Raw genomic sequence first — 14,666 nt, forward strand, 5'->3', positions numbered from 1 at the left:
AAACAACCTCATTACATCTTTTTTTGTTCATACATTATTCCTATGGTACATATAATGTACAAATGAATCTGAAGGAATGTGAGGAAAATGGACAAAGATATCAAAAGAATTCGAAAGTCTATCGAACAACGTAAGAAAAGCCGGGGTCTAAATCCGGGAACTGGCAGCAAAAGACAACTTCTTTCACCTTTTCCCGAAATAGAGGAAAAGCATGGCTATTACCCGGTAATTACTGGTAGTACCGGAGAGGAAAGAGTCAAAGGGAATGCGATTGCCGGTATCGCTGTAAAGGGGATATTGTCTGTAATGCTTTTCTTTGGAACAGCAATTGTATGGCAATCTGATTCAGATATATTACAAAAGCCAAAGCAATGGACAAGCCAAGCGCTGACGAATGAATTTCCGTTTGCAAAGGTAAATGTTTGGTACAAAGAAGCCTTTGGTAGACCATTGTCACTTTCACCGACTCCAATTGCAGATGGGGACCAGTCTCAACCAATCGCACTACCAGTCACAGGCAGTATTACGGAATCTTTCCAGGTAAATGGAACAGGCATTATGATTAGCCCAGGCGAAACAGCAACTGTATCAGCTATCCATGAAGGGGTAGTTATTTTTGCAGGAAATGACAAGGAAACAAATAAAACGGTGACTGTACAACATGCGGATGGTTCTGTATCAAACTATGGGAACTTAAGTTCGATAGATGTCCACCTTTACCAGTTCATTGCAGGTAATCAGCGAGTAGGCAGCTTTGTCCCTGATGTGGAAAATAACACAGTCTATTTCTCGATTGAAAAGGACAATGATTTTATTGATCCCGTGCAGGTGATTCCGGTTGATGAATTTCAATAAATATTTGCCAAGTATCCATATCCATCCTGTCCTGTACATTTTCATAATTATTTCCTTTCTTACTGGTACATTTTTGGAATTATTTATTATCTTCTTTCTTGTTCTGTTTCATGAACTGGGCCACTTTACCGCTGCAAAAATATTCAAATGGAGAATAAGCAATATTGTTCTGTGGGTATTTGGTGGTGTGATGGAAACAGAGGAACATGGAAACAAACCAATGAAGGAAGAGGCATTGGTAACCATTGCGGGCCCATTTCAACACCTGGTTATATATTTTCTTTGTTTCATAGCCGAAACATTTCACTTGCTACCTGTTTCTGTTCTGGAGCTGGTACTTTACTATAATACGATTTTGCTCATTTTTAATTTACTTCCTATTTGGCCTCTGGACGGTGGAAAATTACTGCTTCTACTCACATCTGCATTTTTCCCTTATAGAAAATCCTATAATTTTACTATACTATTTTCCATGGTTATCACGGTATGTTTCCTGCTAGTTCAGTTGCTGTTTCTTCCTTTTACGTTAAGTTCTTTTTTTATATGGGCATTTCTTTTTATGGAAAACAGATCAGACTGGAAACAGCGTTTCTATGTATTTATGCGTTTTCTGCTAAAAAGATATGAAGGAGAGACTTCAATCAATGGCGTTATTCCGCTAAAAGTTAATGCAGACAGTTTATTTTTGGATGTATTTTCGCGATTCAGGAGGGAAAAAAAGCATCCAATCTATATCATTTATCCTGGAAATGAACGTAAATCTGTAGATGAAAATGATTGTCTTCAGAGCTATTTTTATGAAAAAGCATATAACCATACGGTAGGTGAAACATTCCTTTATAAATAGCTGTTTATATTAGGATAGGCTTGACACGAATCATTGGAACATGGTATTATTGTTACGTTATTCATCGTAGCACCCGTGCTACAACCGCACAGAACAGGTTTTAAACTTTTCGGAGTACCTGTATGGCGAGTCTGAGTCTATTAAGGAGGTGCAAGTATGTACGCAATTATTGAAACAGGCGGTAAACAAGTGAAAGTTGTTGAAGGTCAGGAAATCTTTGTAGAAAAAGTTTCAGGAGAAGCAAATGATTCTATTACGTTTGAAAAAGTTCTTTTTGTTGGCGGAGATGATGTTAAAGTTGGTGCTCCATACGTGGAAGGTGCTACTGTAACTGCTAAAGTTGCTAAACAAGGTCGTCAGAAAAAAATTACTGTTTTCAAATTTAAAGCAAAGAAAAACTACCATCGTACACAAGGTCATCGTCAGCCTTACACAAAATTAGTGATTGAAAAAATCAATGCATAAAGGTTCCCCATTATGATTCATGTAACTGTTCATCGATCAACGAATCAAATAAAATCATTTGAGTTATCCGGACATGCCGATAGTGGTCCATATGGCTATGATCTTGTCTGTGCCGGAGTGTCGGCTGTATCTATTGGTACGGTAAATGCAGTGATGGAATTATGCCATACGGAACTGGAAATAGATCAGGGTGCAGATGGTGGTTATTTACATGTAACCCTCCCAGAAAATCTTGATTCTGCTTTGATGGAAAAAGTTCAGCTGCTTTTCGAAGGTATGCTGATTTCACTAAAGTCAATCGAACTTGAATACAGTGAATTTATAAAGATTACTAACAGATAAGGAGGTGTAATCCATGATTCGTCTAGACTTGCAATTTTTCTCAACTAAAAAAGGTGCTGGTAGCACAAAAAACGGACGTGATTCCGAGTCCAAACGTCTTGGTGCAAAACGTGCTGATGGTCAGTTTGTAACTGGTGGATCAATTTTATACCGCCAACGCGGGACTAAAATCTATCCAGGTGAAAATGTAGGCCGTGGTGGAGATGACACACTTTTTTCTAAAGTCGATGGTATTGTTAAATTTGAACGCTATGGCAGAGACCGTAAAAAAGTAAGTGTTTATCCAGTAGCTCAAGAAGCATAATTAATCTTATAAAACTCCAGCCAATTCGTTGGCTGGGGTTTTTATTTTGCAGATAAGAAATATACCCGCCTGCATAGGTGCAGGCGGAGGGTTGATTTTTCTTATAGAAGCCATTCTGGACTTGTGCCATGTTGTACATCCGTCGCTAAGCGGGCACTTCCGCTTTTAGTTGTTTTCTGCTATACTTTCTTCATAATGGGGTGGAATCGTAATGAGTGTGGAGATTATTCGGGTTTTACAACAATATCGCCATGATTTAATGAATCGGCTGCAAATTGTGCAAGGCTATATGAGTATGGGGAAAACAGAAATAGCTGAAAAGAAGCTTAATGAAGTTCTGGCATATTACAATGAAGAGCGGAGATTGATGGGGTTGAATATGCCTGCATTTATGCTCTGGATTTTGGAGTTCGACAGTAGCTTCGATAACTTCCGTTTGAAATATACTATCCATGGAGAGTATAAAAATGTACATATATCAGAATCTATACTAATAGAACGGTGTCAGGATATAATGGCTGATTGTTCCAGAGAACTTGATTTGCAGGTTCTATATGAAGTAAAGCTTGTATTGAGTAAAGTGGCAAATATGTCCGAAATCAAGGTTGAGCTTTTCATTCACAGTGATAGCGACATCGATCTTCAGGTGAAGGAACATATGATAGATAGATACGTAAATAAGGAAATTGACATAGACAAAACAGCCAATGGAATACGATTCTGTTTTACTGTACCATGTCAATGAAGAGGTGAGGTAAATGTTTGTAGATCAGGTCAGTGTATATGTTAAAGCCGGTGACGGGGGAAACGGTCTTGTTGCCTATAGAAGAGAAAAATATGTGTCAATGGGTGGTCCTGCTGGTGGAGACGGCGGTAATGGCGCAGATGTTATTTTTAAAGTTGATGAAGGACTAAACACATTAATGGATTTCCGTTATAACCGTCATTTCAAAGGGAAACGCGGAGAAAATGGAATGAGTAAAACCCAGCATGGTAAAAATGCTCAACCATTGGTCGTGGCTGTTCCACCGGGTACGACAGTAATTGATGAAGACACGGAAGAAGTAATTGCCGACCTGACGGTACATGAGCAGGAAGCTGTCATTGCAAATGGAGGTAGAGGTGGACGAGGAAACACCCGTTTTGCCACTCCAAGAAACCCGGCACCGGACATGGCAGAAAATGGTGAACCAGGACAGGAACGGAATATAAAAGTAGAATTGAAGCTGATCGCCGATGTGGGTCTGGTAGGATTTCCGAGTGTGGGTAAATCAACATTCCTATCCGTAGTCAGTGCAGCAAAACCTAAAATTGCTGATTATCACTTTACAACATTATCTCCGAATCTAGGTGTGGTTGATACAAGTGACCAACGTAGTTTTGTGATGGCTGACCTTCCGGGCTTAATTGAAGGGGCCTCAGAAGGCGTTGGACTTGGGCATCAATTTCTTCGTCACGTAGAACGTACAAGGGTAATTGTACATGTTATTGATATGGCAAGCACAGAAGGACGTGACCCATATGATGATTATGTGAAAATTAACCAAGAGCTTGAGGAATATGACGAGAAATTAATGAAGCGGCCTCAAATTATTGCTGCAAATAAAATGGACATGCCCGGAGCAAAAGAAAACTTGGAGATTTTCAAGGAACAATTAGGTGAGGACATGCCAGTATATGAAATCTCAGCTCTTACAAAAGAGGGATTACGAGATATTTTATTTGCTATTGCAGATACATTGGAAGCAATTCCGAAAATCACGACAGAAATCGATGATATAGATGAAACTGTCATATACCGTCATCAAAAAGAAGAAGCGCCATTCCAAATCACGAGAGATCCTGATGGTGCCTATGTGCTTTATGGTAATAAAATAGAAAAGCTGTTCAAGATGACCGATTTCCAACATGATGAAGCAGCACAACGCTTTGCACGTCAAATGCGTGGGATGGGTGTAGATACTGCTCTTCGGGAACGTGGAGCAAAAGACGGGGATACAATCCGTTTGCTCGATTATGAATTTGAATTTGTAGAATAGAAAAGCATGAGCTTTGGGGGAGGAAGTTTTTTGACAACGATTGGCTATTTGGGTCCGAAGGGGACATTCACAAAACTCGCAGTAGATACTGCTTTTAATCAAGAAAAAAAGATAAGCTATAACACGATACCGGAATGCATTGATGCTATAGCGAACGAAGAAATTGAAATTGGAGTCGTTCCATTGGAAAATGCGATCGAGGGAACAGTGCAGCTGACGGTTGATTACTTGATTCACCAAGTTAGACTTCCCGTCGCTGCGGAAATTGTAGTTCCTATCCAGCAGCATCTGTTAGTAAGGGAAAATTTTGATGGGGATCTTATGGACATTGTCGAAGTACATTCACATAGTCATGCTATTGCCCAGTGTCACCAGTATATCCATCAGCACTTAATAAATGCGGGTATAAAATATACGACATCTACTGGCAAAGCGGCTGAAGTTGTAAGTGAAAGCAATGATTCGATAGCTGCAATTGGAAATAAACTTGCAGCAAAGGAATATGGTCTGAAAATCCTGAAAGAAAATGTTCATGATTATCCGAATAACCATACACGTTTCCTTGTGCTAACCAAGAAAGAAGATTTAGTTAAAATTGAACATGAAATTCAGTCAGAAAAAACAACATTGATGATAACATTACCTAGCGATCAGGCCGGCGCATTGCATCAGATTCTATCAGCATTTGCATGGAGGAAGATGAACTTGTCAAAAATCGAGTCACGTCCTACCAAAACTGGCCTGGGTAATTACTTTTTCATGATTGACGTGGAACAGGCTTATGATCATGTACTATTTCCAGGTGTAAAAGCCGAATTGGAAGCACTTGGTTGTAAAGTGACTATTCTTGGTACATATCCTGTATATCATCTGAACATCTAAACCAAACCGCCCGGCGCTCAAGTGGAGCACCCGGCGGTTTTCTTTATAAATTAACTCCATTTCAATCTGGGAAAGTTGAGTAAGAAAGTGTAAATTTTGTAGCAATTAACTCGTACACATAAACAGACACGTCCAGCTCAGCTACTTAGAAACTCCCGTCATAAGCAAGGTACATTCCAAGGGAGAAACCATGTGCTTTCTGGAGCCTTAAAATTTCATGGGCAACATTTATTCTTTATGTGCATATGCTGATATAGAGTAATTAGCCCAGATTTTAATGCAAAGAAAGGAGTACGGTTCATCTTGAAAATACACATTGTTCAAAAAGGGGATACATTGTGGGAAATCTCCAAGAAGTATGGAGTAGATTTTGAAGAGTTGAAAGGATTGAACTCGCAATTATCCAGTCCAGATATGATTATGCCTGGAATGAAAATAAAAATACCGGGTACGACAAAAGCAGTAAAAAAAGAAGCAATCGTAATCAAGGAAAAAGAAAAACCCGTAACGCAGCCATATAAGGATGTTCCACCAAAACCAATAGCTACAATAAAAGAAGACGATGTAAAACTACCAAAGCCTGTAAAACCAGAAATGCCTGTTCCCGCATTACCACAAATGCCGATTTTCGAACAGGACATAAAACAATACACAACCATTAATTTCCCGCCAATGCCACAAATGAAAGCACCATACGTAAAGCCGGAAAAGAAAGAAATCAAAAAAGAGGTAAAAAAGGAAGAAGTCAAAAAGCCAAAACCAGTAGCTCCACCAAAACCCATAGCACAGCCAAAACCAATAGCACTGCCAAAGCCTATAGCGAAGCCGAAACCAGTAGCTCCACCGAAACCGATTACACAGCCAAAACCAATAATGAAGCCAGTACAGCAGCCAATCAAACAACCAGTAAAACCTATTCATCAACCTCCAGTATATCAACCTGTACATCATCAACCAATGCATCTTCATTATCCACCTATGATTCCAGTTTGCTGCCACCACTTCCAGCCTCCATGCTGTCCGCCTATGCCATATCAACACACGCCTTTCCATTATGGTGAGCAGATGGCACCAGCTTTTACCATGCCTGCACAGGCGGCACCAATAGCAGACTGTGGATGTAACGGAAGTCAAATGATGCCGCATAGTCAAATGGATCCAAACATGTTTGCAGCACCAATTTCCTATCCAGCCCAGCAGCCAGCATTCGATGGGATGTATCCGCCACATTTTGATGGCATGCAAATGCAGGACACTGGAAGTCATTATCCTCAACCGCCATCTTTTCCAGGTTTCTCTGCACTGCGTAAAGATGAGAAAGATGACAACCAAAAAGAATAGAAAGGCCTCGAGGGGCTAGACGCTTATTCTGTCGCAGCTGTTTATGTGTAAAAATTAATTGTATACTTTCTTACTCCTCAAGACGAGACGAATGCTAGTTCGTCTCTTTTTGTTGCCTTAATATATATAGAGTTTTCGCCACAATTTGCCATAAAATGACGTATTTTTTGAAAAATAGTAAATCAATGTTAAAATATAGTAAATATATAAGGAGCAAGGAGAGGTTATAATGGAAAAAGAAGTGAATGCAATTGTTGAATGGCTAAAGAATCAGGTGAAACAAGCAGGTGTAGATGGTTTACTTGTCGGAGTAAGCGGAGGACTTGATTCTGCAGTAGTTGCCAATTTAATCAAACGGGCATGTCCAGATAACTCTCTTGGTGTCATGATGCCAATTCATACTTCTGATTCAAATTTAGATCATTCAAGAGATGTGATAGAAAAATCTGGGATTGATTCCATGATGGTCGACCTTACAGAAACGCATGATGTGATGTATTCTCAGATACAAAATGGCCTGAAAGAAAAAGATGTGTTCAATGAAGAGAATGACAGATTGGCAGGAGCAAACCTTAGAGCAAGACTCAGAATGGGAACGTTATATACGATAGCAACTAACTATAATTACCTTGTTGTAGGTACGGATAATGCCGCAGAATGGTATACCGGTTACTTTACGAAATATGGTGACGGTGGAGTTGATATCCTTCCATTGGTTGAGTTTACCAAATCTGAAGTGAGAGAACTTGCCGAGTATCTCCAAGTTCCTTACAAGGTTGTTACTAAAAAGCCTAGTGCCGATTTATGGGAAGACCAGTCCGATGAGGCTGAAATGGGAGTATCCTATGACACAATTGATGCTTATCTCAAAGGACATGAGATTGCTGCTAAAGATAAGGAAATCATTGAAAATTTGCATAAACGTACGGCACATAAGCGAGAAGCACATCCGAAATTCAAGAGAAGCTGATTTTTCCTGAAATTAACTGTGTAAATAAACCTCCCCTATACAAACTATGTATAAGGGAGGTTTACTTTATGCTAATAAAAAAATTATTTTTTATCGCACTGATTTTACTTATTGGTGCTTGTGATGGGGCTGAGAATGCTTCTGAGCAAAATAATGTTGGTAATGATGGTTCTATACAGCCAATCCGCTTTGATGAGAAAAATGTAGATATTTATGATTCTCCTGGGCCTTCAATTGGAGAAATGGGAGGATATGAACAAAGTGAACAAAGAGGCGTAAATACAGCTGATTTCAGCAAGTATAGTGATGTGTTTACCAATGAGGAATCAATTCGAATATCAGAAGAATTAGCAAAACAAAAAGATATTATTCAGGCTCAGGTAGCTTCAACAGAAGATCGAATTATCGTTGCTGTTATGCTCCGAGAGCACTTCGATCACCATGTAGCACATAAAATTGAAGATGAAGTAAGAAAAATAGTACCAGACAGCGATAAGCAGATTATTGTCTATACAGATGATATACAGTGGGACCGTATGAAAAACATTGATGCCAGATTAGGGGCTAGAGAAACTGGCTATGAGTTGGGAAATATTCTAGAAGAATTTTTTCAAATAAATGACTAAGAAAGTGCTGTTTAAAGGATTTCTCTTTTCCCTTACAGTATTTTTTGGTATAGTAAGAAAAGAATTTCTAGAGAGGAGAAAGTCCAATGGCTGGTCATTCTAAGTGGAAAAACATACAAAAACGCAAAAATGCCCAGGATGCCAAAAAAGGTAAAATTTTTATGAGGCATGCTAAAGATATTTATAATGCCGCTAAACAAGGCGGAGGGGATCTCGATACAAATGCTACCTTAAGACTGGCAGTAGAAAAAGCGAAAGCTGATAATATGCCAAATGATAATATCGATAGAAACATTAAAAAGGCAACGGGTACGCTCGATGGTGCAACTTATGAGGAAATCACCTACGAAGGATATGGACCGGGTGGGGTAGCAGTTATCGTTAATGTATTAACAGATAATAAAAATAGAACCGCTGCCGATATCAGACATGCTTTCAAAAAAAATGGCGGTAATCTCGGTGAAAATGGCAGTGTATCCTTTATGTTTGACAGAAAAGGTTATATCATAATTTCAAATGAAGCGGGTTCGATTGATGAAGATTCTATCACTTTGGATGCCCTAGAGGCAGGTGCTGAAGATGTAACCGTTCAGGAAGGCGCCTATGAAATTTACACAGAACCTGAGGACTATCAGGAGGTAGTAAATCATCTTACTTCAAATGGCTATGAAATTGCTGATGGAGAGGTGACGCTCATACCTCAGAATTATAATAAATTACCAAAAGAAGACGAAGATAAAATGATGAATCTGATTGATACATTGGAAGAAAGTGAAGATGTGCAGGATATTCATCATAATTTAGAAGAATCACATTAAACTGCCGTATAAACTTCTATTTCTATGCAGGAAATAGAAGTTTATTACTTAGTTCACATCTATGTTAAAATAAGTGAAGGAATGATTGCATGATAGCATATATTAAAGGTCATCTGGCAGCGATTCAGGATGAGTCAGTAATCGTGGATGTGCATGGTGTCGGTTATGAGATTGTCTGTGCAAATCCCTTTGTCTTTCAATCCTCATTAAATAAAGAGATACTGATTGATACATATCATTATGTACGTGAAGATATACAAGTATTATACGGTTTTAAAAATAAAGATGAAAAATATTTATTTACAAAATTAATTTCGGTATCAGGAATTGGGCCAAAGGGTGCATTGGCGATTCTCGCAGGGGTTGATATAGAAGGATTCGTCTCGGCGGTCGAACGGGAAGACGACAAGTTTCTCACGAGTTTTCCCGGAGTAGGTAAAAAAACGGCCAGGCAGATTATCCTTGATCTGAAGGGTAAGTTAACGAATGTATTCTCCGTAAGTGCAAATAAAGAACATCAGGCTACTAATGATGAAAATAATTCTGTTTCATACTATGAAGCAGAAGAGGCACTAAAAGCCCTGGGTTATACGGATAGAGAACTTAAGCTTGTTATTCCGGTACTTAAAAAGGAGAACATATCCAATACAGATGAAATTATACGGAAAGCATTAGGATTGCTTGTCAGAAACTAGGGAAGGGGAGGACATTAAATGGAAGAGCGTATGGTGACAGGTGAATTACAGGATGATGATTCATCAATTGAACTGAGTCTTCGTCCCGTAAGCCTTAATCAATACATTGGTCAGGATAAAGTGAAAGATAATCTCAGTATATTTATCCAAGCTGCAAAAATGCGCGAAGAACCATTGGATCATGTATTGTTATATGGACCTCCCGGATTGGGTAAAACAACTTTAGCTGCCATCATAGCAAATGAGATGGGTGTAAACTTTAGATCTACATCCGGTCCTGTCATCGAACGTGCCGGAGACCTTGCTGCTATCCTGTCATCCCTCGAACCAGGTGATGTACTTTTCATTGATGAGGTGCACCGTTTGCCAAGGTCTGTGGAAGAAGTCCTATATCCTGCAATGGAAGATTTTTTCCTCGATATTGTTATTGGAACGGGCCCAAGTGCCAGATCGGTCAGGATCGATTTACCACCGTTTACACTCGTTGGTGCGACAACAAGGGCAGGTTTGCTCACAGCGCCGCTTCGAGACCGATTTGGTGTACTGAGCAGACTGGAGTTTTATGAAGTTAAAGACCTATGTTCCATCGTAGAAAGAACAGCAGAGATATTTGATACCACCATTACAAAAGAGGCAGCTACAGAAGTTGCCCGCAGGTCTAGAGGGACTCCAAGAATCGCAAATAGATTACTGAAACGGATCCGCGATATATCCCAAGTAAGAGGAGAAACAGAAATTGGTCTGGAGACGACGGACATCGCTTTAGGAATGCTACAGGTTGATGATGCAGGTTTAGATCATATCGATCATAAAATTTTAAAAGGAATTATTGATGGATTCCAGGGTGGGCCGGTTGGTCTCGATACAATAGCTGCTACGATCGGAGAAGAATCGCAGACGATAGAGGATGTCTATGAACCATATCTTCTGCAAATCGGTTTTATTCAACGTACACCAAGAGGAAGGATAGTAACCCCGAAAGCATATCAGCATTTTGGCATAAAAAGGCATGATGAATGATGAATATGGGTAAGCTTTTTATCATACTCGGTATATTGTTTATCATTATTGGACTCATATGGACCTTTATCGGAAGGTTGCCAGGGGATATTACTTTCAAAAGAGGAAATTTCACTGTTTATTTTCCGATTATGACATCCATTGTTGTCAGCATCATCCTTTCATTATTATTTTTCATCTTTGGGAGATTTCGTTAAGATACAGTTAGGAGATTCAGTATGAATATGGATGACTTTGATTTTGAGTTGCCTGAAGAGCTGATTGCTCAAACACCGTTACAAGATCGGACGGCTTCCAGGCTGCTCGTGTTGAATAGGCAAACAAAAGAACTTAAGCATCAACAATTTTCAGATATAAAAAGCTACTTAAAAGAAGGAGATTGTCTCGTTCTTAACGATACAAGGGTACTTCCGGCAAGATTATATGGAGTAAAAGAGGATACAGGAGCAAAAATAGAAGTACTATTACTCCATCAGGATGAAGAGAATACGTGGGAAGTTCTTGCAAAACCAGCCAAAAAGGTGAAAGTGGGAACGGAATTACTATTCGGGGATGGTAAGTTAAAAGCCACTTGCAAAGGTTTTAAAGATCATGGAGGTCGGATACTTGAGTTTTCATATGAAGGTATTTTTTATGAAGTACTGGAGGAACTCGGTGAAATGCCATTACCACCTTATATTAAAGAGCAATTACCCGAAAAGGAACGTTATCAGACTGTTTTTGCTAGGGAACAGGGTTCAGCCGCTGCCCCAACAGCTGGCTTGCATTTTACAACCCAGCTTCTCGAGGAGATAAAAGAATTAGGTGTAAAGATCAGCTTCATCACGTTGCATGTTGGACTTGGAACATTCCGGCCAGTCAGTGTAGACGATATTGATGATCATCAAATGCATTCAGAATTTTATCATATGACACAGGAAACAGCTGATACACTAAATAAAGTTAAATCGGATGGCGGAAGAATTATCTCAGTCGGTACAACTTCCACAAGAACACTGGAAACGATTGCCAGGGACCATGGTAAATTTGTTGAATGCAAAGGATGGACTGATATCTTTATTTATCCACCGTATTCATTCAAAGCTATTGATGGTCTCATCACGAATTTCCACCTGCCTAAATCAACCTTGATTATGCTAGTCAGTGCTTTGGCTGATAGGGAAACGATTTTAAACGCCTACAATGAGGCAGTGAGAGAGAAATATCGCTTTTTCAGCTTTGGAGATGCGATGTTAATATTATAAAAGAGGATAGATTACGATGACACCAATAACATATGAATTAATAAAGACAGACAAACAGACAGGTGCCAGGCTCGGAAAGGTCCACACACCACATGGTTCTTTCGATACACCGACATTCATGCCTGTTGGTACATTAGCAACAGTGAAAACGATGAGTCCGGAAGAGCTGCACCAAATGGACGCCAAAATAATTCTCTCCAATACGTATCATTTATGGCTGCGCCCTGGTGAGGACATCATCCGCGAAGCTGGGGGACTCCACAAATTTATGAACTGGAATGGAGCTATCCTCACAGATTCTGGTGGTTTTCAGGTTTTCAGCTTAAGTGACATGAGGGAGATTAAAGAGGAAGGTGTTCATTTTCGCAATCATCTGAATGGTGATAAGTTATTTTTATCTCCAGAAAAGGCAATGCAAATACAAAATGCACTAGGTTCAGATATTATGATGGCATTTGATGAGTGCCCACCGTACCCTGCAACACATGAATATATGAAATCATCCGTAGAGAGGACTTCGCGCTGGGCTGAGAGATGTTTGGAAGCACACGAAAGAAAAGATGTACAAGGTCTTTTTGGAATTATTCAAGGTGGAGAATATGAGGATTTAAGAAAACAAAGTGCTCAAGATCTTGTTTCCCTCGACTTTCCTGGATATGCAATCGGTGGTCTTTCTGTGGGGGAACCAAAAGATATTATGAATCGTGTTCTTGAAACAACGACGCCTTTAATGCCTGCCAATAAACCACGCTATCTGATGGGAGTGGGTTCACCGGATTCACTGATCGATGGCGCTATCCGTGGAATTGATATGTTTGATTGTGTGCTGCCAACAAGGATTGCTCGTAATGGTACGTGTATGACTTCGAGTGGGCGACTCGTTGTAAGAAATGCCAAGTATGCGAGAGATTTCGGCCCAATTGATGAAAATTGTGACTGTCATGTCTGCAAAAATTATTCGCGGGCATATATCCGTCACTTAGTAAAATGCAATGAAACATTCGGTTTCAGACTTACTACTTATCATAACCTGCATTTTCTGGTAAAATTAATGGAACAAGTCCGAGCTGCTATAAAAGAAGATCGACTTGGTGACTTTAGAGAGTCATTCTTTGAGCAATATGGTTTGAATAAACCGAATCCAAAGAACTTCTAAATATATCTATAGAAAGAGGTGAAAAAAATATGGAAATGCTTATTTCTTTAGCTCCGATCATTTTGATGTTCGTAATTTTCTACTTCTTGCTTATTCGTCCGCAGCAAAAGCGTCAGAAGCAAGTAAGACAAATGCAGAACGACCTGCAAAAAGGTGATGACATCGTAACAATCGGTGGTTTACACGCTAAGGTCCATGCACTTGATGAAGCTACAATTGTACTCACAACAAGTGATGGCGCAAAACTTACGTATGACCGCTCTGCGATTCGTGAAGTAAAACAGTCTTAATAAGGTGTCCGGGTTATAAGCTGAGGAACATTATTATCTTTGGCTTATCCAGATACTCGCATTATGTATATGTCAATACATAGAAAAACACATCTTCCTATGCTGTTAAAGGGAACCAAAAAAAGAAGTTAATGCCTCTTAGCATTAACTTCTTTTTTATTTGGCAGAGCTTTACTAGGCAACGTCACCACATCATTATACAACTAAAGATAGCATGAGAGTTCTAAATAGATTATTAACTAATTCGCGGTGGCTATACCTAGTTCATTTCTATGCCAAAATAAACTTTGTTTTCAAACGTTTGAAACGTTCAGCGCTTTCGCAGAAATAGAGGCGAATACTCCTAATGTCTTTTTAAGGAATTAATCATTTGAAGCACCGACCAGGTTGACTCCGATAATACCTCCTAATAATGCCGCACCTAAATAGGCGAGATGATAAAGTGACTGTTCCAGTGAAAAACCTTGCTGGTATCCAAGATACTGTATCAAAAAAATAATGAGAGAAAAACCGAGTCCGATTGTACCTCCAATCATCCAACCTTTTGCCTTTCCTTTAATCCCAGCTATGATTCCACCGCTAAAGAGCGCCAACAATCCGATAATCAAAGTTGCCCATTCTAAGCCTGGCCGTTCGAATGCTGTGAAATTCAGAATGAGAGCCAATATAAAACTGGATAGTAGAATGATGCCGAAGACTGCAATCCAACCATACAACAATGCAATAAACTGATTTTTTTGCATCTGTTTCCCCCCTAATGTTTGTCCGTCTA

19 protein-coding genes and 1 other annotated feature are annotated in these 14,666 nt (G+C 39.5%); of the genes, 18 read left to right on the forward strand and 1 reads right to left on the reverse strand.

The annotated features are described in order from the left end of the window. Positions 1–87: 87 nt before the first annotated feature. The 18 genes from MN204_RS10205 (at position 88) to yajC (ending at position 13,894) form a co-directional block, all read left to right on the forward strand. Positions 88–855, forward strand: a complete 768-nt coding sequence (locus MN204_RS10205) for a M23 family metallopeptidase (RefSeq protein ID WP_249870973.1) — start codon at positions 88–90, stop codon at positions 853–855. Further along, positions 842–1,702 (forward strand): site-2 protease family protein, encoded by an 861-nt coding sequence (locus tag MN204_RS10210; RefSeq protein ID WP_249870974.1) that lies wholly within the window; start codon positions 842–844, stop codon positions 1,700–1,702. The genes MN204_RS10205 and MN204_RS10210 overlap by 14 nt, the downstream gene beginning before the upstream one ends. 72 nt (positions 1,703–1,774) lie before the next feature. After that, positions 1,775–1,845 (forward strand) — a sequence feature (ribosomal protein L21 leader region). A gap of 13 nt (positions 1,846–1,858) precedes the next feature. Next, positions 1,859–2,167 (forward strand): 50S ribosomal protein L21, encoded by a 309-nt coding sequence (rplU, locus tag MN204_RS10215; RefSeq protein ID WP_249870975.1) that lies wholly within the window; start codon positions 1,859–1,861, stop codon positions 2,165–2,167. 12 nt (positions 2,168–2,179) lie between these two features. Further along, entirely contained in the window at positions 2,180–2,509 is a 330-nt protein-coding gene (locus tag MN204_RS10220; RefSeq protein WP_249870976.1) for a ribosomal-processing cysteine protease Prp, read from the forward strand. A 13-nt stretch (positions 2,510–2,522) separates the two neighbouring features. Further along, positions 2,523–2,813, forward strand: a complete 291-nt coding sequence (gene rpmA / locus MN204_RS10225; RefSeq protein WP_249870977.1) for a 50S ribosomal protein L27 — start codon at positions 2,523–2,525, stop codon at positions 2,811–2,813. Positions 2,814–3,024: 211 nt separating this feature from the next. Continuing rightward, the gene (locus MN204_RS10230; protein ID WP_249870978.1) at positions 3,025–3,558 is read left to right on the forward strand and encodes a Spo0B domain-containing protein; all 534 of its coding nucleotides are present in this window, start codon (positions 3,025–3,027) and stop codon (positions 3,556–3,558) included. A 13-nt stretch (positions 3,559–3,571) separates the two neighbouring features. Further along, positions 3,572–4,852, forward strand: coding sequence for a GTPase ObgE (gene obgE, locus MN204_RS10235; RefSeq protein WP_249870979.1), 1,281 nt, complete (start codon positions 3,572–3,574; stop codon positions 4,850–4,852). 30 nt (positions 4,853–4,882) lie between these two features. Beyond that, positions 4,883–5,734, forward strand: coding sequence for a prephenate dehydratase (gene pheA, locus MN204_RS10240; protein ID WP_249870980.1), 852 nt, complete (start codon positions 4,883–4,885; stop codon positions 5,732–5,734). 303 nt (positions 5,735–6,037) lie between these two features. Next, positions 6,038–7,075 (forward strand): SafA/ExsA family spore coat assembly protein, encoded by a 1,038-nt coding sequence (gene safA / locus MN204_RS10245; protein WP_249870981.1) that lies wholly within the window; start codon positions 6,038–6,040, stop codon positions 7,073–7,075. A 229-nt stretch (positions 7,076–7,304) separates the two neighbouring features. Next, on the forward strand, positions 7,305–8,045 hold the full coding sequence (gene nadE / locus MN204_RS10250; RefSeq protein ID WP_249870982.1) for an NAD(+) synthase: 741 nt from the start codon (positions 7,305–7,307) through the stop codon (positions 8,043–8,045). 68 nt (positions 8,046–8,113) lie between these two features. After that, on the forward strand, positions 8,114–8,671 hold the full coding sequence (locus tag MN204_RS10255) for a YhcN/YlaJ family sporulation lipoprotein (RefSeq protein ID WP_249870983.1): 558 nt from the start codon (positions 8,114–8,116) through the stop codon (positions 8,669–8,671). Between the two features lie 86 nt (positions 8,672–8,757). Further along, on the forward strand, positions 8,758–9,489 hold the full coding sequence (locus tag MN204_RS10260; protein WP_249870984.1) for a YebC/PmpR family DNA-binding transcriptional regulator: 732 nt from the start codon (positions 8,758–8,760) through the stop codon (positions 9,487–9,489). 89 nt (positions 9,490–9,578) lie between these two features. Further along, positions 9,579–10,184, forward strand: coding sequence for a Holliday junction branch migration protein RuvA (gene ruvA, locus MN204_RS10265; RefSeq protein WP_249870985.1), 606 nt, complete (start codon positions 9,579–9,581; stop codon positions 10,182–10,184). An 18-nt stretch (positions 10,185–10,202) separates the two neighbouring features. Continuing rightward, a complete protein-coding gene (gene ruvB, locus MN204_RS10270; protein WP_249870986.1) occupies positions 10,203–11,204 on the forward strand; it encodes a Holliday junction branch migration DNA helicase RuvB in 1,002 nt (333 codons plus the stop codon). Beyond that, the gene (locus MN204_RS10275; RefSeq protein ID WP_438804700.1) at positions 11,201–11,401 is read left to right on the forward strand and encodes a DUF2905 domain-containing protein; all 201 of its coding nucleotides are present in this window, start codon (positions 11,201–11,203) and stop codon (positions 11,399–11,401) included. The genes ruvB and MN204_RS10275 overlap by 4 nt, the downstream gene beginning before the upstream one ends. Before the next feature lie 21 nt (positions 11,402–11,422). Further along, positions 11,423–12,448 (forward strand): tRNA preQ1(34) S-adenosylmethionine ribosyltransferase-isomerase QueA, encoded by a 1,026-nt coding sequence (gene queA / locus MN204_RS10280; protein ID WP_249870987.1) that lies wholly within the window; start codon positions 11,423–11,425, stop codon positions 12,446–12,448. A 16-nt stretch (positions 12,449–12,464) separates the two neighbouring features. Next, positions 12,465–13,604 (forward strand): tRNA guanosine(34) transglycosylase Tgt, encoded by a 1,140-nt coding sequence (gene tgt / locus MN204_RS10285; protein WP_249870988.1) that lies wholly within the window; start codon positions 12,465–12,467, stop codon positions 13,602–13,604. 29 nt (positions 13,605–13,633) lie between these two features. Next, positions 13,634–13,894 (forward strand): preprotein translocase subunit YajC, encoded by a 261-nt coding sequence (gene yajC / locus MN204_RS10290; protein WP_249870989.1) that lies wholly within the window; start codon positions 13,634–13,636, stop codon positions 13,892–13,894. 362 nt (positions 13,895–14,256) lie between these two features. Here the strand turns inward: yajC and MN204_RS10295 are convergent, their stop codons facing one another. Next, positions 14,257–14,637: a TIGR04086 family membrane protein gene (locus MN204_RS10295; protein WP_249870990.1), complete on the reverse strand. Its 381-nt coding sequence runs from the start codon at positions 14,635–14,637 to the stop codon at positions 14,257–14,259. Positions 14,638–14,666 lie beyond the last annotated feature (29 nt).

This window comes from Oceanobacillus saliphilus (assembly GCF_023522835.1).
Taxonomy (GTDB): Bacteria; Bacillota; Bacilli; order Bacillales; family Amphibacillaceae; genus Oceanobacillus; species Oceanobacillus saliphilus.

Excerpts from the sequence above, each read along its gene's own strand:
- MN204_RS10205 (WP_249870973.1), top strand. The coding sequence starts at position 88 with ATGGACAAAGATATCAAAAGAATTCGAAAGTCTATCGAACAACGTAAG.
- MN204_RS10210 (WP_249870974.1), top strand. The coding sequence starts at position 842 with ATGAATTTCAATAAATATTTGCCAAGTATCCATATCCATCCTGTCCTG.
- rplU (WP_249870975.1), top strand. The coding sequence starts at position 1,859 with ATGTACGCAATTATTGAAACAGGCGGTAAACAAGTGAAAGTTGTTGAA.
- MN204_RS10220 (WP_249870976.1), top strand. The coding sequence starts at position 2,180 with ATGATTCATGTAACTGTTCATCGATCAACGAATCAAATAAAATCATTT.
- rpmA (WP_249870977.1), top strand. The coding sequence starts at position 2,523 with ATGATTCGTCTAGACTTGCAATTTTTCTCAACTAAAAAAGGTGCTGGT.
- MN204_RS10230 (WP_249870978.1), top strand. The coding sequence starts at position 3,025 with ATGAGTGTGGAGATTATTCGGGTTTTACAACAATATCGCCATGATTTA.
- obgE (WP_249870979.1), top strand. The coding sequence starts at position 3,572 with ATGTTTGTAGATCAGGTCAGTGTATATGTTAAAGCCGGTGACGGGGGA.
- nadE (WP_249870982.1), top strand. The coding sequence starts at position 7,305 with ATGGAAAAAGAAGTGAATGCAATTGTTGAATGGCTAAAGAATCAGGTG.
- MN204_RS10255 (WP_249870983.1), top strand. The coding sequence starts at position 8,114 with ATGCTAATAAAAAAATTATTTTTTATCGCACTGATTTTACTTATTGGT.
- MN204_RS10260 (WP_249870984.1), top strand. The coding sequence starts at position 8,758 with ATGGCTGGTCATTCTAAGTGGAAAAACATACAAAAACGCAAAAATGCC.
- ruvA (WP_249870985.1), top strand. The coding sequence starts at position 9,579 with ATGATAGCATATATTAAAGGTCATCTGGCAGCGATTCAGGATGAGTCA.
- ruvB (WP_249870986.1), top strand. The coding sequence starts at position 10,203 with ATGGAAGAGCGTATGGTGACAGGTGAATTACAGGATGATGATTCATCA.
- MN204_RS10275 (WP_438804700.1), top strand. The coding sequence starts at position 11,201 with ATGATGAATATGGGTAAGCTTTTTATCATACTCGGTATATTGTTTATC.
- queA (WP_249870987.1), top strand. The coding sequence starts at position 11,423 with ATGAATATGGATGACTTTGATTTTGAGTTGCCTGAAGAGCTGATTGCT.
- tgt (WP_249870988.1), top strand. The coding sequence starts at position 12,465 with ATGACACCAATAACATATGAATTAATAAAGACAGACAAACAGACAGGT.
- yajC (WP_249870989.1), top strand. The coding sequence starts at position 13,634 with ATGGAAATGCTTATTTCTTTAGCTCCGATCATTTTGATGTTCGTAATT.
- MN204_RS10295 (WP_249870990.1), bottom strand. The coding sequence starts at position 14,637 with ATGCAAAAAAATCAGTTTATTGCATTGTTGTATGGTTGGATTGCAGTC.